Source organism: Azospirillum largimobile (assembly GCF_977007025.2).
The window spans coordinates 77,742-96,881 of record NZ_CDRMUA020000006.1 but is presented as its reverse complement, the minus strand read 5'-3'; the positions used below and the strand labels follow the sequence as shown (position 1 = coordinate 96,881).

The following is a 19,140-nucleotide window of genomic DNA, read 5'->3' as shown; positions in this document are numbered from 1 at the left end:
TTTTGGCGTACCGGAAATAGCCCACAAAGCTCCCCTCCCGCCGGTAACTCTCTATATAAGTCGGTGGGCTGATGAACCGGGTGAGGAACAGGACGTCTTTCGTGCGCGACACCACCGACCGCAAAAACCTGTTCCTGCTCGTCCAGCTGCGTTGGCTCGCCGTCGTCGGGCAGATCGTGACGATCCTGATCGTCCATCTGCAGATGGGCATCCGGCTGCCGCTGATGCCGATGGCCTCGGTGATCCTCGTCCTGATCGCGCTGAACATCGCCAGCCTGATCCAGATCCGCCGCAGCGCCAGCGTTTCCAACACCCAGCTTTTCCTGGAGCTGCTGATCGACGTCTGGGCGCTGACCCTGCAGCTCTATCTCAGCGGTGGCGCCTCCAACCCCTTCATCTCGCTCTATCTTCTTCAGGTGGCGCTGGGTGCCGTGCTGCTGGAGGCATGGTCGGCCTGGGCGCTGGTGCTGGTGGCGACCGCCGGCTTCACCTGGCTGACGGGCACCTACCAGCCGCTTCTCCTGCCCCATGCCCATGAGGGCGAGCTGTTCAGCCTGCACATCCAGGGGATGTTCATCTGCTTCGTGCTGGCGGCGAGCCTGCTGGTCCCCTTCCTCACCCAGATCAACCGCAACCTGCGCGCCCGCGACGCCTATCTGGCGGAACTGCGCCAGCGCTCCATGGAAGAGGCGCACATCGTCCGCATGGGCCTGCTGGCGTCGGGCGCGGCGCACGAATTGGGCACGCCGCTCGCCACCCTGTCGGTGATCCTCAACGACTGGCGCCGCATGCCGTCGCTGATGTCCGATCCCGATCTGTCGGAGGAGGTGGCGGAGATGCAGAACCAGATCGACCGCTGCAAGGCCATCGTGTCGGGCATCCTGCTGTCGTCGGGCGAGGCGCGCGGCGAGGGCACGGTGCGCACCACGGTGAAAGGGTTCCTCGACGATCTGGTGCAGGACTGGCTGTCCAGCCGCTCCCCCGGCCGGTTCGAGTACGACAACACGGTCGGCCCGCAGGAGCGGATGATCGCCGACCTCGCCCTGAAGCAGGTCCTGTTCAACGTGCTGGACAACGCGCTGGAGGCGTCGCCGGGCTGGATCGGCGTCGCCGCCCTGCGGCAGGGCGACAATCTGGTGGTGGCGATCAACGATTCCGGTCCCGGCTTCGATCCCGCCATCCTGGAGGAGCTTGGCAAGCCCTACCGCTCCACCAAGATGCGGCCGGGCAGCGGGCTCGGCCTGTTCCTGGTGGTCAATGTGCTGCGCAAGCTGGGCGGCACCGTCTCGGCCAAGAACCGGGCCGGCGGCGGCGCCACCGTCACGCTGACCCTGCCGCTCGCCGCCTTGTCGCCGGGAGGCGCCGATGGAGACGACTGAGCAGGAGACGCCTGATTTGGAAGGCGGCGACCGCACCCTGCTGATCGTCGAGGACGACGCCGCCTTCGCCCGGGCGCTGCGCCGGTCCTTCGAACGCCGCGGCTACGAGGTGCATGCCTGCGCCGGGCTGGAGGAGATGCGGGAGCTTCTGCAGACGGTGGATCCCGACTACGCGGTGATCGACCTGAAGCTCGCCACCGGCTCCGGCCTGGAATGCGTGAAGGAGCTGCACGAGGCGGATGAGGAAACCCGCATCGTCGTGCTGACCGGCTTCGCCAGCATCGCCACCGCGGTGGAGGCGATCAAGCTTGGCGCCTGCCACTATCTGGCCAAGCCGTCCAACACCGACGACATCGAGGCGGCCTTCGACCGCACCGAAGGCGACACCTCCATCGCCCCCGCCGCCCGCACCACCTCGATCAAGAACCTGGAGTGGGAGCGCATCCACGAAACGCTGGTGGAGACCAACTTCAACATCTCGGAGACGGCGCGGCGATTGGGCATGCACCGCCGCACGCTGGCCCGCAAGCTGGAGAAGAAGCGGGTGCCGTGAGCTGTCGATCGTGCCCCCACCCTAACCCTCCCCCGCTTCGCAGGGGAGGGGACTGCCGCCGATTTCCCGCCTAAGCACCTGCCCCCTCCCCCGCCCAGCGGGGGAGGGTTGGGGTGGGGGCAAGCCCCCGCTCCATCGCCGCGACCAACTCCGTCTCCAGCGTCTCCGCCCGATGGGCCGCGGTGTGCGCCGCTAGGATCCGCCGCCGCGCCTGCTCGCCGATCTCGCCCTCTCCGGCCGGGCGGCGCAGCACGTCCAGCACCTCGTCGGCCGTCTCGGCCAGGATGATCTCCCGCCCCGGCTCCAGCAGCGTGTCGATGCCGTCCCAGATGTCGGAGATGATCGGGGTGGCGCAGGCCGCCGCCTCGAACAGGCGGACGCTGGGGCTGTAGCCGGCGCGGATCATGTCCTCGCGCGTCACGTTCAGGGTGAAGCGGCTCGCCGCATAGAAGGCAGGATGGTCGGCCGGCGGCACATGGTGCAGCCGCTCCACATTCGCCGGCCAGACGATGTCGTCGGGATATTGCGGCCCGGCGACCACGAAACGCAGCTCCGGCGCGCGGCGTGCCGGCTCCAGCAGCAGGCGGTCCAGCGTCGGCTGGCGGTCGATGCTGTAGGTGCCGAGATAGCTGAGGTCCCAGCGCTTTGGCACCGGCAGCGGCGCATAGGCCTCCGCATCCACCGAGCAGTAGAGCGCCCGCGCGGCAGGAGAGCCGTACTGCTCCATCAGCCGGTCGAGCGTCGGCCCGCCGGTGAAGGAGAAGTACACGTCGTAGCCGGGGATGACCTCCGGCGCGAGATACTCGTAATCGCCGCGCTCCAGCTTCGCCAGCGTCACCGGCGTGTCGATGTCGTAGAAGGCGACGACGCCGCGCGCCGTCTCCTGCGCCCAGCGTCCGACCGCGACACCTTCCGGCACGTAGGATCCCACCAGCACAGCGTCCGCCCCGGCGACGGCTGCGGTGAAGCGCTTCAGATCCTCAAGGTCGCTGTAGAAGGCCAGCTCGCACCAAGCCGGATTCGGCAGGTCGCGGTTGTTCGCGTACCAGGGAACATCCCGCTCCAGGAACAGGATCTCGTGCCCGCGCGCGGCGAAGGATTTCAGCAGCGCGCGGAAAGTGGTGGCGTGCCCGTTGCCCCAGGAGGAGGACAGGCTCAGGCCCAGGACGACCAGCTTCATGCCGCGCTCCGTTCCCGACGGGCGGCCAGCGCGCCGCGCAACAGCTGGTCCACCTCGACCGCCCGGCGGGCATAGGTGTGGCCGGCCAGGATGCGGCGGCGCGCCGCCTCGCCGATGGCGCGGGAGCGTTCCGGCGTCAGCGCGCGCAGATGCTCGGTCACGTCCTGCCCGTCGCGGGCCACCAGCACCTCCTCGTCGGGGGCCAGGAACAGCTCCACCCCCTCCCAGGCATCGGTGATCAGGCAGGCGCCGGCGCCTGCCGCCTCGAACACGCGGGTGGCGGGGGAGAAGCCGACCTCCGCCATGCTGTCGCGGGCGATGTTCAGCACCGCCTTGGCCGAGGTGTTGAAGGCGTTGTGGTCGGCGGTGCCGACATGGCCGATGTGGGTGACGTTGGCCGGCAGCCCCTTGGTCTCCCAGCCACTGCCGCCGATGATGTAGCGGGCATCCGGATTGCGCGCCGCCGGCTCCAGGAAGAAGCGCTCGACCCGCGCCTCGCGGTCGGGCAGCCGGTTGCCGAGGAAGTTCAGGTCGGCGCGGAAACGGTCCTGCGGCGGCACCGGATGGTGGGTGGACGGGTCCAGCGCGTTGTAGACCGGCCGGCAGACCGGCGCCCCCATCGCTTCATAGGCCGAGACCACCGGCGGCCCGCCGCCATAGGTCAGCACGAAGTCCAGCTCCGGCAGGCGTCGGCGCAGCACATGGTCGGGCGCCTGCCGCAGCTCCGCCAGCGTCGCCGGGGCGTCCACGTCCCAATAGATGCGCAACGCCTGCGGATTGGCGGCATCCATCACGCCGTCCAGCAGTTCGTCGTCGAAGACGCCGACTCCGTTGGCCTTCACCACCACGTCGGCCTTCACCGCTTCCGCGATCACCGCGCGGCAGGCTTCGGGCGTGGCGTCATAGACGACGACCTTGGCATAGTCCGGCGGCTCGATGTCGCGGTGCTTCTGTCGGTCGAAGGCGTCCGGCTCGTAGAAGGTGATGTCCCAGCCATGTTTGGCCAGTTCGCTCAGCATGCCGCGGTAATAGGTGGCCGCGCCGTTCCAGTAGGAGGACAGCAGGCTCGACCCGTAAAAGGCCATCTTCATCGGGCGGACTCCTCGAGAACCGGTTCTTTTTGATTGCCGCGCAGGCTGCCGACGATGGACAGCAGCTCATCGACGCGGTGGGCACAGGTATGGCGGGCGCGGATCGTCTCCAGCCCGTTGCGGACCAGTTCGGCTCGCAGCCCCTCGTCCTCGTCTATGGCGCGCAGGTGGCCGGCCATCTCCTCGCCGTCGCGGGCGAACAGGAAGTCGCGGCCGGGGCGGAACAGCCCCTCCGCATCGCTCCACGGGGCGCTGACCAGCGGGATGCCGCAGGCCAGCGCCTCGAACACGCGGATGGTCGGGATGCCGGGCAGCAGGTCGACGTAGAAGCGGCGCGGCACATGGACGGTGACGCGGTGGCGGGCGAAGATCTCCGGCGCCCGCGCGTTCGGCAGCCAGCCCTTATAGGCGATGCCGTAACGCTTCAGCGTCGCCAGGGCGTCCGCCGGGTAACGCACGCCGTAGATCTCCAGCGGCAGCCCGGCGGACTTGGCCGGCGCGAAAAGGAAGCGTTCGAGCTCCTCCGTCCGCTCGCCGTCGCCCCAATTGCCGATCCACACCGCGCCTTCTCGTTGCCCTTCTTCGGCCGGCGGATGGAACAGGCGGATATCGGCGGCCTCGTGCCAGACGAAGACACGGCCTTCCCAACCCCAGCGGCGATAGACGGCGGCGAGTGTCTCGCCGAAGGCCAGCACGCCGTCATAGCCGGACAGGTCGAAGGCGTTGATCGCCTTCGGGTCGCTGACCGCGCGGTGGTGGGTGTCGTGGAACAGCAGGGTAAAGCGCCCGCCACGCCTGCGGGCGTCGCCAACGGCAGCGACCAGCGCCGGGTCGTTCCATTCATGGACGACCACCAGATCGGCGCCATCGCAGGCGGCCTCGACATCGAAGCCCTTCGGCATGGTGCGCGAGGACAGGTCCGGATAGGCGCTGCGATAGGCGTCCAGCCCGGCCTCGCCATGGTCGGCCAGCAGGTTCTGCAGGCTCCAGGCGCCGTCGGGTTCCAGCACCCGCACGTCATGGCCGCGGGCGATCAGGTCGCGCAGCACCCCGCGCAGGAAATGGGCGTTGCCGTGGTTCCAGCAGGAAGCCAGCGAATGGGTGAAATAGACGATCCTCACGCGATCACCTCCGAACGCACCGGGTGCGTCACCGACCGATAGACGTCGAGCATCCCGGCGGTGAGCCGGTCCATGTCATAGCGGGCGGCGCGGCGGCGGGCGGCGGTGCCGAGCCGCCGGGCCTCCAGCGGGTCGTCGAGCAGCCGGCGCAGGGTCGCGGCCAGTGCCCTGGCATCGCCCGGATCGGCGAAGATGGCGGCGCCGTCCCATAACTCGCGGAAGCTGGCGATGTCCGACAGAACCAGCGCGCAGCCGGCCTGCGCCGCCTCCAGCACCGTCAGCCCGAACGGCTCGTACAATGGCAGGGAGGCGAAGACCGGCGCCCGCGCCATCCATCCGGCGACCGACGCGCCGTCCAGCCGCCCCAATGCCTTGGCATGGGTCAGCCCGACGCGGTGCCCGGTCGGGCTTTCCAGCGGTCCGGCGGCGAAGACCGGCACGTCCAGCAGCTTCGCCGCCGCGTCCAGCAGTTCGACGTTCTTGCCCGAATCCCACAGCCGTCCGGCGGTGAAGACGAAGCGTTCCCGCCCCATCGCGGCCCGCCGCGGTCCGGCCTTGCGGGCATAGCGCCCGTTGCGCACCACCACCGGCGGCGCCACGTCGTACAGCGCGGCAGTGGCATCGGCGAAGGCGGCGCTCGGCGCCACCAGCACGTCGCAGGCCTGATAGCCGCGGCGCAGCAGCTCCGTCCGCCAGCGGAAATCCTCCGGCATCTCGCCGCCGCGCACCGCCGCCCACCAACTGGCCATGCAGGAATGGCAGACGCCGACGACCGGCATGGTGAAGCCGGCGTCAGCGGCCAGCGCCGGACTGTTCAGATGCACCACATCGGGGCCGAGCCTTGCCGCGAGATCGCCGAGCGCCTCCGCCGTGCGGCGCACCGCGGCCTCATTGGGGGCGGTCCAGTCGAGCGGCAGACCGGTATCGATCAGCTCCAGCCCGTCCACCGCGGCGGCGGCGGCGACCTGATCGGGGTGGGGCGACGGCCCCAGCACCGCCAACGTCACCCGCGTCCCCTGTCCCGCCAACTCGCGGGCCAGATCGAGCGCATAGGTCCACACCCCGCCGACGCTGTCGGCCGTCATCAGCACATAGGGTGGTTCCGCGGGCGGCAATATTCTTTGGGCACTCGTCAGCGGCAGGAGCATGCCGCCTCCAGTTCCGTCAGCGGCAAAGGCTCGTCCTCCTGGATGTCGCTCAGGCGTTCGAACTGGGCAAGGTAATGCTCGTGCGCCCGCTCCCACGCCCGGTCGTCCGGCTCGCCCCACAGGCGACGGTAATCGGGCGAGGCCGGATAGGGGTAGAGCGGCACCGGGTCGTTGGCCCACACCCCGGCGGCCAGCAGCTTCTCGCGCCAGGCCTTGACCATGTCGGCATCGTCGCCGGCCACCGCGATCAGGTTGGCCTGGACGAAGGGCACGCTGCGCCGGGCATGGATCAGCCGGTCGGCCAGATCGTCGGTGCTCATCCGGCATTTCTTGTCGAGCGAGGCGCGGCCTTCCTCGGTCAGGCTTTCCACCCCGGCCTCGATCGACACGCAGCCGGCCGCCCCCAAGAGGTCGAGCATCTCCGGCTTCCACAAATCGATGCGCGTCTGCACGCCGAACTCGATCGGCCGTTCCACCAGCGCTTCCAGCAGGTCGCGCCGGGGCAGGAAGATCTCGTCGATGAAATAGACGTAGCGCACGCCGGCCGCGATCAGCCCGTCGATCTCCTCCAGGATGATGGCGGTGTCGCGGCGCCGGTACTGGTCGCGGAAATCGATCTTGGCGCAAAAGCTGCAGTTGTAGGGGCAGCCGCGCGACGCCTCCACCTCCGCCCCCGGCCCGACCGGTTCAGTGCCGTAACGGTGATGGTGGTGCGGGTGGCGCTGCAGCCACTCCACCGGCCAGGACAGCGCCGGCAGATCGGTGAAGCGCGCCGCATGCGGCCCGCCGGTCACCACCAGATCGCCGTCGCGGTAGAAGGCCAGCGCCGGTATGTCGTCCAGCACCAAACCGTCTGCCAGCTTGGCGACGATCTCCTCGCACTCCCCGCGCACCACCACATCGACGCCGAGCTTGCTCAGCGTCGGCGCCGGGGTGGTGGAGCCGTGCGGCCCGACCGCGACGGTACGCCCGCCGCGACCGTCCAGTGCCGCCAAGAACTCGTTCGGCACGCGCAGTTCCGGCTGGGCGCAGCGCCAGAACAGGTAGGTCGGCGCGGTGGTCAGCACGGTCATGTCGGCGGCGAAGGCGGCGACCCGCTCCGCCATCTCCGCGTTCGACAGGCCGTCCAGCGCGCCGTCCAGCAGCAGCACCTCGTGCCCGGCCTGCTCCAGCAGCGCCTTGCTGTATCCCAGCTCCAGCGGCAGATGCGCTTCGCGGCATCCGAAATAGATGCTGTGGTCGAAGCTCCAGGCCGGGTTGACCAGCGCAACCCTCATCAGGCGGCCTCCACCGACTGCGGTTCGGCAGGGGACGGCATGCCGCTTTTCTCCGCCCGCAGCCATTCGGCGAGCAGCGCCACGCCGCGCTTCCACTCCGTCGGCGCGGCCAGCCCCAGCGCGTCGCGGACCGCGCGGGTGTCCGACACGTAATAGCGCTGGTCGCCGGCCCGCCAGTCGCCGTAGCTGACCTCCACCTTGCGGCCCATCAGATATTCGATGTGCGCGATCAGCTGGCGCAGGCTGATGGCGTTGGCCGCCCCGCCGCCCAGGTTGAAGGCGCGGCCCTTCACCTGCTCAATCCGCTCCCAGGCGGAAACATAGGCCTGCACCGTGTCGGCGGCGAACAGCACGTCGCGCACCTGCCGGCCGTCGCCGTAGATGGTGATCGGCTCGCCGTTCAGCGCGCGGATCAGGAAATGGGCGACCCAGCCCTGATCCTCCGTCCCCATCTGGCGCGGGCCGTAGATGCAGCTCATCCGCAGCACGGCGGTCGGCAGGTCGAAGCTGCGGGCGTAATCCAGCACATACTGGTCCGCCGCGCCCTTCGAGCAGCCATAGGGGGTGTGGAAGTCGAGCGGCCGCGCCTCCGACACGCCATGCGCGCGGATCGCCGGATCGACCGGCGCATAGGCGTCATCCACCAACTCCAGAGGCACGTCGGCGAGGTCGCCATAGACCTTGTTGGTGCTGGCGAAGATCACCGGCGTGCGCTTGCCCTTATTTTGGCCGTGGCGGCGCACCGCCTCCAGCAGGGACAGGGTGCCGCGGATGTTCACCTCGAAATCGTCGACCGGGTCGACCATGCTGGTGGTCACCGCGACCTGGGCGGCCAGATGGAACACCGCCTTGGCGTCCTTGGCAGCATCGGCCAGCGCCTGTTCGTCGCGCAGGTCGGCTGTGACGGCGCTGATGCGCAACGGGTGACGGGATTGCAGCCAGCGCAGGTTCCGCTCCACCCCCGGACGGCGCAACGCGTCATAGATCAGCACGTCATGCCCGTCCGACGCCAGCCGGTCGGCAAGGTTCGATCCGATGAAGCCGGCGCCGCCGGTGATCAGAACCGGGTTCTTGGTGCCGCTCATGCCACCAGACCCCGCTCTTCCAGTTCGCGGCGGGCATCGGCGACGCGGTCCTGCGCCTCCTGCCGGGCGACCCATTCCGCCAGTTCGGCCAGACCATCGGAGAAATCCTCCTTCCGGTCATAGCCGAGCACGGTACGGGCCTTGGTCAGGTCGGGGATGTTGTGGCGGATGTCGCCGGCGCGCGCCTTGCCGGTGATCTCCGGCGACAGGTCGGCGCGGCCCATCGAGGCGGCCTGCATCAGCGCCACCTCCTCCACCGTGCGCTCCTCGCCGGAGCCGATGTTGAACACCTCGCCGTTGGCGGCCGGGTTGTCCAGCGCCAGCAGGAAGGCGCGGGCGACGTCGCGGACATGCACGAAGTCGCGGCGCTGCTGCCCGTCCTCGAAGATCATCGGGCGCTGGCCGTTGGCGATGCGCGAGGCGAAGATCGCCAGCACGCCGGTGTAGGGGTTCGACAGCGCCTGCCCCGGCCCATAGGCGTTCCACAGGCGAAGGGCCGAGCCCTCCATCCCGTACTGCGCGGTCAGCGTCAGGGTCAGCCGTTCCTGCACATATTTCCCGATGGCGTAGACCGACTTCAGCGCCGGGCGCTTGCTTTCCGGCGTGCGGACCGGCACCAGCGGCCGGCCCTGCTGGTCGAGCGGGTCCCAGGACCCATCGGGATTGCGGGCGCCGCGGACGACGTCCTCCATCAGCGTGCCGTCGGCGGTGCGGTACAGCCCCTCGCCATAGATGCTCATGGACGACGCGACGACGACGCGGCGAACCGGCTTGTCGATCAGGCGCTGGAACAGAACGGCGGTGCCGTAGTCGTTCACCGAGGTGTAGCGGTCGACCGCATACATGCTCTGGCCGACGCCGACTTCGGCGGCGAGGTGGATCACCGAATCAACGCCTTCCAGCGCACGGGCGACCATGTCGTCGTCACGCACGTCGCCGACCAGCAACTCCACATCGGCATCCAGTTCGTCGGGACGCTGCCGCGTCGGGTGCACCTGTTCGATCAGGCTGTCGAGCACCCGGACGCGGTCGCCGCGGGCAAGCAGGGCCTTGGCGACATGGCGGCCGATGAAGCCGGCTCCGCCAGTGACGAGAACGGTCTCTCCCACAAGTCCCTCCGAGGAATTTGATACGATTCTTGACGTTGACGTGCGGAAACAAGGGGCAGGGCCTTACGGCGATCGACACCGAAGGCCCCCCGCTCGTCCCCGCAAGTTGCCCAGGGCACCCTGTGCGGTTTTATTTCGGGACCGACTCGCAACTCCTTGGCTGAGTCACGACGGCCGCACTGTCGACGTTAACACCGCCGTTAAAAATTGCGCACCTCGTCCAAAAGGCGTGCCACCAACGACTGATCTTCCGATGATTCCTTTTCCTGTTTACAAATAACCATGCTCCGTGGAGCGCCGTGCATTTAAGGATGGGAGAGCTTCGTGACTGGGAAAAAGCTCCGGGTAGCAATCGCGGGCGTCGGAAATTGTGCATCATCTTTTGTACAAGGGATATGCTATTACGCTGGCGCCAAAGCCAATGAGCCGCCCCCGGGGCTTATGACTGTCGATCTTGGCGGCTATCACGTTGGAGACATCGAGATTTCTGCCGCCTTCGATGTTGCAGCCTCGAAAGTGGGGCTCGATGTCGGGGAGGCTATTTTCGCACCTCCTAATAATACTATTCGCTTTGCCAAACCGCCTCGTTTCGGTGTGCCGGTGGAACGCGGTCCGACGCTGGACGGCATCGGCAAATACCTGGCCGGCGACATCGCCGAATCGGAGCAACGGCCGGTGAACGTGGCGGAAACCCTGCGCCGCACCGGCACCGACATCCTGGTCTCCTATCTGCCGGTCGGATCGCAGCAGGCTACGGAATTCTATGCCGAACAGGCGCTGGAGGCCGGCTGCGCCTTCGTCAACTGCATCCCGGTCTTCATCGCCTCCAATCCCGTCTGGGCACGGCGCTTCGCCGAACGCGGCCTGCCGATCATCGGCGACGACATCAAGAGCCAGGTCGGCGCCACCATCGTCCACCGCATGCTGGCCAACCTGTTCCGCGAGCGCGGCGTGCGGCTGGACCGCACCTATCAGCTGAATTTCGGCGGCAACACCGACTTCAAGAACATGCTGGAGCGCGAGCGCCTGGAGTCGAAAAAGATTTCCAAAACCCAGGCCGTGACCAGCCAACTCGATGTGCCGCTCGACCCGGAAGACGTGCATGTCGGCCCCAGCGACCATGTGCCCTGGCTGACCGACCGCAAATGGGCGCATATTCGGCTGGAAGGCACAACCTTCGGCGGCGTTCCGCTGAATGTGGAGCTGAAGCTTGAGGTCTGGGACAGCCCCAACTCCGCCGGCATCGTCATCGACGCGGTGCGCTGCGCCAAGCTGGCGCTCGACCGCGGCATCGCCGGCCCGCTGGTCGGCCCGTCCAGCTACTTCATGAAGTCGCCGCCCGAACAGTTCACCGACCACGAGGCACGGGAACGCACGCTGCGCTTCATCGCCGGGGAACCTCTCGAGACCAAGCCGACCCGCCTGATGTGAGCGGCGGCATGGAGACCATCTTCATCCTGGTGCGCCACGGTTCGCACGACCGGCTGGGCTCGGTCCTGTGCGGCCGCATGGCCGGCGTGACGCTCAGCGCCCAGGGCCGGGCGGAGGCCGATTCGCTGGCCGACCGCCTGTCGTCACTGCGCCTGACCGCCGTGCTGTCCAGCCCGCTGGAGCGCGCCGTCGAGACCGCCACCCCGATCGCCGAGCGGCAGGGCTTGTCGCCGACCATCGAGCCGGCGCTGAACGAACTCGACCTCGGCGCCTGGAGCGGCAAGCGGTTCGAGGACCTGCACGGCGATCCCGCCTGGGACCTGTGGAACCGGGCACGCAGCCATACCCGCCCCACCCCCGGCGAGACTCCAGGTGAGTCGATGGCGGAGGCGCAGACCCGGATCGCAGCATTGCTCGACCGGCTGCGCCGCGCCCATCCCGGCGGCACGCTGGCGCTGGTCAGCCATGGCGACATCATCAAGGCGGCACTGGCCCACGCCATGGGGCTGCCGCTCGACTTCTACGGACGATTCGAAATCAGCCCGGCCTCCCGCAGCGTTGTGATCGCCGGCGATTGGGGGCTGAAGGTCCACAGCATCAACGAGGGTGCGGCATGACGAGCCTGACGGCCGACCAGATCCGCGAACGCGTCGCAGAACTCGGCGACTGGTTCCACAACATCGACCTCAACGGCGTGCGCACGGCACCCGACCATTTCCTGAACGACTACCCGAACGTGAAGTGGAAGCGCTTCGAGCATGCGGTGCCGAAGGATCTGACCGGCCGCACCGTTCTCGACATCGGCTGCAACGGCGGTTTCTACTCCATCGAGATGAAGCGCCGCGGTGCCGACCGGGTGGTCGCCATCGACTTCGACGACCGCTATCTGGCGCAGGCGAAATTCGCCGCCGAAGTGACCGGGCAGGACATCGAATTCCACAAGATGTCGGTCTACGACGTCGCCAAGCTCGGCGAGAGCTTCGACGTCGTGCTGTTCATGGGCGTGCTCTACCACCTGCGCCACCCGCTGCTGGCGCTGGACCTGATCCACGACCATGTCGCCAAGGACCTGATGATCTTCCAGTCGATGCAGCGCGGCTCGGCCGAGGTGGCGCCGGTGCGTGCCGACTACGACTTCTTCGAGCAGGATCACTTCGACGATCCCGGCTATCCGAAGCTGCACTTCATCGAACACGAATACGCCCGCGACTGGACCAACTGGTGGGCGCCCAACGCCGCCTGCGCCGAGGCGATGCTGCGCAGCGCCGGCTTCGCCATCGTCGAGCATCCGGAACGCGAGGTTTATGTCTGCCGCCGGGTCGACCGCCCGACAGAGGCGGGGGCGGTGTATCCGGCCCAGCCGAAAGAAGACGCCGTGAAGAAAGGGACCGAGGGATGATCGAAGCCGCCAAGATCTGGAACGAGCCGAACAACAAATCGCACTGGGATCCCAACCTCGACCCCGAATGGGACCTGTTCGCCCGCATGACAATCCTGGCCGGGCAGGCGATCCGGGCGGAGAATTCCACCATCACCCGCGTGCTGGGCGGCATGTCCCCCATCGATCCGTCCTTCGTCCGCCGGCTCGACGAGCGCGGCGTGCTGGAGGAGGTGGACGTGGTGGCGGTCCACGGCTTCCCGCTCGACTGGAATCTCTGGCAGATCCACGAGTGGCCGAACAAGATCGACGAGATCCGCGCCGTCACCAACAAGCCGATCTGGGTGACCGAGGCCGGCGTCTCCTCCTTCGGCGCCGAGGAGGTGCAGGCCTGGGGCGTCAAGCGCACCGCGGAGCTGCTGATCGGCAAGGTGCCGCGCATCCACTGGTACAGCTTGTACGACCTGCCCAGCCATTGGGAGGCCACAACCCGCCACAAGGAGGCGGAAGGGTCGTCCTACTACCGCCATTTCCACATGGGGCTGCTGCGCGCCGACGGCACCCCTAAGCCGGCGGTGGAGGCCTTCGCGCCCTATGCCGGGCAGATGGGCATCTGCCAGTGGTTCCACTATGAGGACCACCGGCTGGACGAGGCGGTGGGCTGGCTGAAGCGGCTGGGCGTGCGGCACCTGCGCACCGGCCTGTCCTGGGCCGACAGCTTCCGCCCCAACGCGCTGGACTGGTTCGACCGCCAGATGGAGGCGCTGGCCGATTTCGAGGTGACCGTCACCTTCTGCTTCACCCCCGAACACCGCGGCGTCGAACCCCACCACACCAGCCCGCCCCAGGTGGCGGAGGAATTCGCCGAGTTCTGCGCCGCGATGATCCGCCGCTACGGCACCACGCGGACGGCCGATTCTGCGGCGTCCATGGCGGCGGTGGGATAAACGCGCAAGCGCGGGTGCACAGAACCGTCAAAAGCGGTTCCGATGGAGCAATCACACCGCCGGGCATCTCCGTAGGATCGGTGCAGTCCAGCGCCACCACGGAGATGCCCCATGACGACCCGCCTTCGCGCGGCGGCGGTCGCCCTTTTGCTGTGGATCGGTCCGGCCCATGCCGCCGATCCGCCGCCACTGACCAACACCCGCTTCGACGAGGACTATCGCTACCTAATTTCGCCCCAGGCACGGTCCGGCGCCGCTTGGGAGCGGTTCAAAGCCATCCCGGTCACGTCGGACGGCTTCGCCTCGCTGTCCACCGGGCTGGAACTGCGCTTGCGCGGCGAGGCGGTCCGCAACAGCGGCTGGGGCCAGGACGATCCGCGCAACGACGCCTACGGGCTGTGGCGCGCCCTGCCCTATGCCGACCTGCGTGTCGGGGAGAGCGTCCGCCTGTTCGGCCAGTTGATCATGGCCGACGCGGTTGGCAAGCTGGACCCGCTCGCCCCGCCGGACGCCGACCGGATCGACCTGATGCAGGGCTTCGCCGACCTGAATGCAACGCTGGGCGAGGCCCGGGGCACGCTGCGCGTCGGCCGGCAGATGCTGGCCTATGGTTCGGAGCGGCTGATCTCCATCCGCTACGGTGCCAATGTCCCCCGATCCTTCGACGCGGTGAAGGGCGTCGTCACCGCCGGCCCCTGGCGGGTCGACGCCTTCCTCGGCCGCCCGATCCAACCGACGCCGGAGCTGTTCGACGACGGCCGCGACGCCCGCCGCACCGCCTGGGCGCTCTACGCCACGCGACCGCTCGATCTGGAGTGGACCGACAGCGCCGGGCTCGACGCCTATTACATCGGCTACCGCAACCGCCGCGCCGGCTTCGACGCGGGTGCTGCACGCGAACTGCGGCACACGGTCGGTCTGCTTGCCTTCGGCAAGGCCGCCGGCTGGGACTGGAACTGGGAAGCCATGGGCCAGTTCGGCCGCTTCGGCAGCGGGTCCATCCGGGCATGGTCGCTCGCCACCGACACCGGCTACCGCTTCACCACCCTGCCGCTGCAACCGCGCCTCGGCCTGAAGGCCAACATCGCCAGTGGCGACGACAATCCCCGCGACGACCGGCTGGAGACCTTCAATCCCCTGTTCCCGCGCGCCAAGTATTTCGGCGAACTGACGCCGGTCGGCCCCTACAACCTGATGAACCTGCACCCGTCGCTGGACCTCGCCTTGTCCGACGAATTCAGCCTGTCCGCCTCCGCCATCGCCTTTTGGCGGGAGAGCCTGGACGACGGCGTGTACGACCTGACCGGCGGCCTTCTGCGCTCCGGAACCGGATCGCGGGCACGCTATGTCGGCACCCAGGGCGAACTGGTGCTGTCCTACAGCTCCGGCCGCTCCTTCGAAGGGCTGATCTCCTACTCGGCATTCCGTCCCGGTCCCTTCCTGAAGGACAGCGGCCCGGCGAAGACCATCCATTTCGCAGGCATGGAAGCAGTGTTCAAATTCTAAAAAGCGGGAGCCCCGCACCCGGAATGCGGTCTGGCGCGTTCAGACTATCGAAGAACAACAAAACGGATCCGGACGGACGGCCGATGGACAAACCGGCGGAGCGGCGGCTTCAGGACAGGCGGCGGGCGAAGCCTTCCCTGCGCAAGGGGAAGCTGCTGCATGTCCGCTCCGGCCTGTCGGCGGAGAAGACGCTGCTGGTGCGCATCGGGATCGTCATCGTCCTGATCACGCTGGTCATCGCGGTGTTCTGGTTCGACCGCGACGGGCTGAAGGACCAGATCGACGGCAACATCAGTTTCCCCGACGTCCTCTACTTCGCCATGATCACGGTGACCACCGTCGGCTATGGCGACATCGTGCCGGTCAGCCACACCGCCCGCCTGATCGACGCCTTCGCCGTCACGCCGATCCGCATCTTCATCTGGTTCATCTTTCTCGGCACCGCCTACGAACTGGTGGTGCAGAGGATCGTGGAGGAATTCCGATTGAGCCGCATTCAGAAGCAGTTGCAGGGGCACATCGTGCTGTGCGGCTTCGGGCACAGCGGGTTCATCGCCGCACAGGAAACCGTCTCGAAGGGCCATCCCGCCGATCACATCGTCGTCATCGACGAATCGGAGGAGCGCATCCAACTGGCGGCCGAATGCGGCTTCATCGGCCTGCTCGGCGACGGCACCAGCGAGGACACGCTGACCAAGGCCTGCGTGGGCCGGGCGAAGGCGGTGATCGTCAGCACCGGGCGGGACGACACCACCGTCCTGGTGGTCCTGACCGTGCGCCACCTGTCCGCCGACACCAAGATCGTCGCAAGCATCAAGCAGGAGGAGAACATCAAGCTCGCCAATCTCAGCGGCGCCGACCTCGTGGTGTCGCCGCCCAAGATCGGCGGCTATCTGATGGCCGACGCGGTGGAGACGCGGCACGCCACCCCCTTCCTGTGCGACCTGATGTCGACCGGCGGGCAGATGGTGCTGAGCGAGCGGCGGGCGGAAGCGGACGAGGTCGGCAAAACCATGGCGGAGGTCTCCGCCGGCATGGTCGTCCAGGTCCACAGCCACGGCCGGGATATCCCCTTCACCGAGCGCAACCGCTACATCATCCAGGCGCAGGACACGCTGCTGATCATCAGCCCGCCGCAGTCCGGCGGCAAGGAGGCCCGGCCGTAGGCATCCGCAGCCGGGCTTCACCCGGATTTCACCCGGATTTCACCTGGGCGGCTTCACGCCCCACCGCGCCGGCCCGCCTGGGGGTCGGCGCCGAGGCGCACGGCCTGCCCCATCAGTTCGACGACGGCCGTGCGCAGGTCGGTCGCGGCAACGGGCTTGTGAAGAAGGCGGTATCCTCCCGCCTGGGCTTCGGCCAGCCGTTCCGGCGCCGTATCGCCCGTCACGATCGCCGCCGGGATCCGCCTGCCGAGCCGCGCATGCACCGCGCGGATCACATCCAGCCCGGTCTCGCCGTCGCGCAGCCGGTAGTCGGCAAGCAGGATGTCGGGCGGGTGGTCGTCCAGCACCCCGATCGCCTCGGCCCGGCAGGACCCGGTCAGCACCCGGTATCCCCAGGTCTCGATCATCGCCTGCATTCCGGTCCGGACCAATTCCTCGTCGTCGACCACAAGGACGACGCCGCTGCAGTCCTCCGGCGCAACAGCTTCGCTGCGGCCAGGAGAGGCGCCGCCGGCCTCGATCAGCGGCACCGTGACGGCGAAGGTCGATCCGCGCCCCGGAATCGACCGGACCTCCACCTCATGCCCCAGCAGGCGCGCCAGACGACGAACCACCGCAAGTCCCAGGCCCAGCCCCTTGTCGCGGTCGCGCTCGGGATTGCCGACCTGGAAGAACTCCTCGAACACCTCCTGCTGACGGTCCGGCGCGATGCCGATGCCGGTGTCGGCCACCTCGATACGCAACTGACCGTCGCGCCGCCGACACCCGACGAGCACCCCGCCCCGCTCGGTATAGCGCAGGGCATTCTCCACAAGATTGCGCAGAATGCGCTCCAGCAGCACCGGGTCGCTCTGCACCACCGTGCCGCAGCCGCTCGTCCGGAACCGCAGTCCCTGCTCCGCCGCGCGCAGGGTATATTCGTCGGCCAGGCGCTGGATGATGGGGGCGATCGGCATCGCCACCGGGTTGGCCGTCACCAGGCCGGCATCCAGCTTCGATACGTCGAGCAGCCCGTCGAGCAGCATGCGCAAGCCGTCCATCGACTGCTCCATGGAGCGCAGAATGCGCATCCCCGGAGTTCCTTCGACATGGCCCTGCAGCGCACCCATGAACAGGACCAGCGACTGGACGGGCTGGCGCAGGTCGTGGCTGGCCGAGGCAAGGAACTTGGACTTCGCCACATTCGCCCGCTCGGCTTCCGACTTGGCCGTCCGCAGCCTGTCCTCGAAGCGCTTGCGCTCGGTGATGTCGCGGGCGATGCCGACGACGCCGACGACATGCCCATCGGAGTCCCGCAGGGGTGCCTTAGTCGTCAGGCAGAAACGGATCTGCCCGCTTGTGCAGTCGAGGATCTCCTCCTCCAGCACCACGATCTCGCCGGTCTCGATCACCTGCCGGTCGACCGCCTCGATATGGGAAGCGAGCTTGGGCGGGTAGAAGTCCCGGTCGCGCGCGCCCAGCACCCGGTCGCGGCCGGCACCGAACAGGCGGCAGGTGGCATCGTTGACCACGAGGAACCGCCCGTCCGCCCCCTTCACGAACACCGGGTCGGTGATGCCCTCGATCAGCGTCCCCAGCAGCCTGTTGGTCTGCTGAAGAGTCTGCTCGATCATCCGGCGCTGGGTGATGTCGCGCATGATGCCGGTGAAGAAGCGCTGCTCGCCGTCCCACCATTCGGCGATCGCCAGTTCCAGCGGAAACTGCGTTCCGTCCCGCCGCCGTCCCTCCACCTCGCGCCCCGAACCGATGATCCGGGGAATCCCGGTTCGCAGGTAGTGGCCGATATACTCCTTGTGCCGTGACCGGTCGGGCTCCGGCATCAGTTCCGACACGTTGCGCCCGACCATGTCCTCGGCGGCGTAGCCGAAGATGCGCTCGGCGGCGGCATTGAAGGACTGCATCACGCCGGCTTCATCGATCACCACCATCGCGTCCACGGCGGTTTCCACCACGGCGCGATACCGGGTTTCAGCCCTTTCCGTGGCGGCACGGGCCTGCCGTTCCGCCTGCTCCGCCGCCTCGGCTGCGTGTTGCGCCGCGCGCATTTCCAATTCGTGCATGACGATGCGGGCGAATTCCGCCAGGTCGCTCTGCTCCTGCTCGCCGAAATCATGCCGCGGCTCATAGTCGATGAGGCAGAAGGTTCCCAGCAGCAGCCCCTCCGGCGTCCTCAGCGGCGCCCCGGCATAGAAGCGGATGAACGGCTCTCCGGTGACGAGGTCGTTATTGGCGAACCGCTCGTCCGCCATGGTGTCGTGCACCACCATCGGGCGGTCTTCGAGGATCGTGTAGGCGCAGAAGGACAGCCGGCGGGCGGTGTGCTGGACATGAAAGCCGTAGCGCGCCTTGAACCATTGGCGGCTTTCGTCGACCAGACTGACCAAGGCGGTCGGCACACGGAAGAAGCGGGCGGCAAGCCTGGTCAGCCGGTCGAAGACCGGGTCCGGCGGCGTGTCGAGGATGCAATATCCCTTCAGCCGGTCGATGCGGGCCGGCTCGTTGAGAGGCCATGGCGGCTCAACGAAGGTCACCGGCAGACCCGCGGGGCCAATGCCCAAAGGAATGACGCCTCACACCGCGGTTTGGACGTCCCAACGGCAACCGCATCAAGGGCTCTGCTGGCATCGGGATCGACGTGGCGCACGACCGCTCTCCATAGCCGGAACGACAGCTGCCACCCTGCATCGAGCGATGCAAAGGGATGGCGACATCGGCTACTGGACCAACAGAACGGCTCTCCACAATGTTCCTGTTGCTGACAATCTCTTA

16 protein-coding genes are annotated in these 19,140 nt (G+C 67.9%); 8 read left to right on the top strand and 8 right to left on the bottom strand.

The window, feature by feature from the left end:
• Positions 1-71 precede the first annotated feature (71 nt).
• Together ACWPKK_RS27745 and ACWPKK_RS27740 are read left to right on the top strand one after the other, a co-directional pair.
• A complete protein-coding gene (locus tag ACWPKK_RS27745; RefSeq protein WP_452010943.1) occupies positions 72-1,379 on the top strand; it encodes an ATP-binding protein in 1,308 nt (435 codons plus the stop codon).
• The gene (locus tag ACWPKK_RS27740; protein WP_324869886.1) at positions 1,366-1,932 is read left to right on the top strand and encodes a response regulator transcription factor; all 567 of its coding nucleotides are present in this window, start codon (positions 1,366-1,368) and stop codon (positions 1,930-1,932) included. Before ACWPKK_RS27745 ends, ACWPKK_RS27740 begins: the two co-directional genes overlap by 14 nt.
• Before the next feature lie 70 nt (positions 1,933-2,002).
• Here the strand turns inward: ACWPKK_RS27740 and ACWPKK_RS27735 are convergent, their stop codons facing one another.
• From ACWPKK_RS27735 to ACWPKK_RS27705, 7 genes are read right to left on the bottom strand one after another with little or no spacing between them, the layout of a single operon-like run.
• Positions 2,003-3,112, bottom strand: a complete 1,110-nt coding sequence (locus tag ACWPKK_RS27735; RefSeq protein WP_452010940.1) for a CgeB family protein — start codon at positions 3,110-3,112, stop codon at positions 2,003-2,005.
• Positions 3,109-4,203, bottom strand: coding sequence for a CgeB family protein (locus ACWPKK_RS27730; protein ID WP_452010937.1), 1,095 nt, complete (start codon positions 4,201-4,203; stop codon positions 3,109-3,111). Before ACWPKK_RS27730 ends, ACWPKK_RS27735 begins: the two co-directional genes overlap by 4 nt.
• The gene (locus tag ACWPKK_RS27725; RefSeq protein WP_452010934.1) at positions 4,200-5,324 is read right to left on the bottom strand and encodes a CgeB family protein; all 1,125 of its coding nucleotides are present in this window, start codon (positions 5,322-5,324) and stop codon (positions 4,200-4,202) included. The genes ACWPKK_RS27730 and ACWPKK_RS27725 overlap by 4 nt, the downstream gene beginning before the upstream one ends.
• On the bottom strand, positions 5,321-6,472 hold the full coding sequence (locus tag ACWPKK_RS27720) for a glycosyltransferase family 4 protein (protein WP_452010931.1): 1,152 nt from the start codon (positions 6,470-6,472) through the stop codon (positions 5,321-5,323). The genes ACWPKK_RS27725 and ACWPKK_RS27720 overlap by 4 nt, the downstream gene beginning before the upstream one ends.
• The gene (locus ACWPKK_RS27715; protein ID WP_452010929.1) at positions 6,457-7,749 is read right to left on the bottom strand and encodes a TIGR04295 family B12-binding domain-containing radical SAM protein; all 1,293 of its coding nucleotides are present in this window, start codon (positions 7,747-7,749) and stop codon (positions 6,457-6,459) included. Before ACWPKK_RS27715 ends, ACWPKK_RS27720 begins: the two co-directional genes overlap by 16 nt.
• Positions 7,749-8,834 (bottom strand): SDR family NAD(P)-dependent oxidoreductase, encoded by a 1,086-nt coding sequence (locus ACWPKK_RS27710; protein WP_452010927.1) that lies wholly within the window; start codon positions 8,832-8,834, stop codon positions 7,749-7,751. Before ACWPKK_RS27710 ends, ACWPKK_RS27715 begins: the two co-directional genes overlap by 1 nt.
• Positions 8,831-9,943: an NAD-dependent epimerase/dehydratase family protein gene (locus ACWPKK_RS27705; RefSeq protein WP_452010924.1), complete on the bottom strand. Its 1,113-nt coding sequence runs from the start codon at positions 9,941-9,943 to the stop codon at positions 8,831-8,833. Before ACWPKK_RS27705 ends, ACWPKK_RS27710 begins: the two co-directional genes overlap by 4 nt.
• A 324-nt stretch (positions 9,944-10,267) precedes the next feature.
• On the opposite strand from ACWPKK_RS27705, the gene ACWPKK_RS27700 reads away from it, so the two are divergent.
• The 6 genes from ACWPKK_RS27700 to ACWPKK_RS27675 all read left to right on the top strand — a co-directional run bounded on the left by ACWPKK_RS27700 (position 10,268) and on the right by ACWPKK_RS27675 (position 16,371).
• Positions 10,268-11,374 (top strand): inositol-3-phosphate synthase, encoded by a 1,107-nt coding sequence (locus ACWPKK_RS27700; RefSeq protein ID WP_452010922.1) that lies wholly within the window; start codon positions 10,268-10,270, stop codon positions 11,372-11,374.
• A gap of 8 nt (positions 11,375-11,382) precedes the next feature.
• Positions 11,383-11,991: a histidine phosphatase family protein gene (locus ACWPKK_RS27695; RefSeq protein WP_452010920.1), complete on the top strand. Its 609-nt coding sequence runs from the start codon at positions 11,383-11,385 to the stop codon at positions 11,989-11,991.
• Positions 11,988-12,773: a TIGR04290 family methyltransferase gene (locus ACWPKK_RS27690; RefSeq protein ID WP_452010917.1), complete on the top strand. Its 786-nt coding sequence runs from the start codon at positions 11,988-11,990 to the stop codon at positions 12,771-12,773. The genes ACWPKK_RS27695 and ACWPKK_RS27690 overlap by 4 nt, the downstream gene beginning before the upstream one ends.
• Entirely contained in the window at positions 12,770-13,699 is a 930-nt protein-coding gene (locus ACWPKK_RS27685; RefSeq protein WP_452010914.1) for a beta-xylosidase, read from the top strand. Before ACWPKK_RS27690 ends, ACWPKK_RS27685 begins: the two co-directional genes overlap by 4 nt.
• 111 nt (positions 13,700-13,810) lie before the next feature.
• Positions 13,811-15,205 carry an alginate export family protein gene (locus ACWPKK_RS27680; RefSeq protein WP_452010911.1) on the top strand — a complete coding sequence of 465 codons (1,395 nt, stop codon included), beginning with the start codon at positions 13,811-13,813 and terminating at the stop codon, positions 15,203-15,205.
• Positions 15,206-15,288: 83 nt separating this feature from the next.
• Positions 15,289-16,371, top strand: coding sequence for a potassium channel family protein (locus tag ACWPKK_RS27675; protein WP_452010909.1), 1,083 nt, complete (start codon positions 15,289-15,291; stop codon positions 16,369-16,371).
• Positions 16,372-16,424: 53 nt separating this feature from the next.
• Here the strand turns inward: ACWPKK_RS27675 and ACWPKK_RS27670 are convergent, their stop codons facing one another.
• On the bottom strand, positions 16,425-18,902 hold the full coding sequence (locus ACWPKK_RS27670) for a hybrid sensor histidine kinase/response regulator (protein WP_452010906.1): 2,478 nt from the start codon (positions 18,900-18,902) through the stop codon (positions 16,425-16,427).
• Positions 18,903-19,140: the final 238 nt, after the last annotated feature.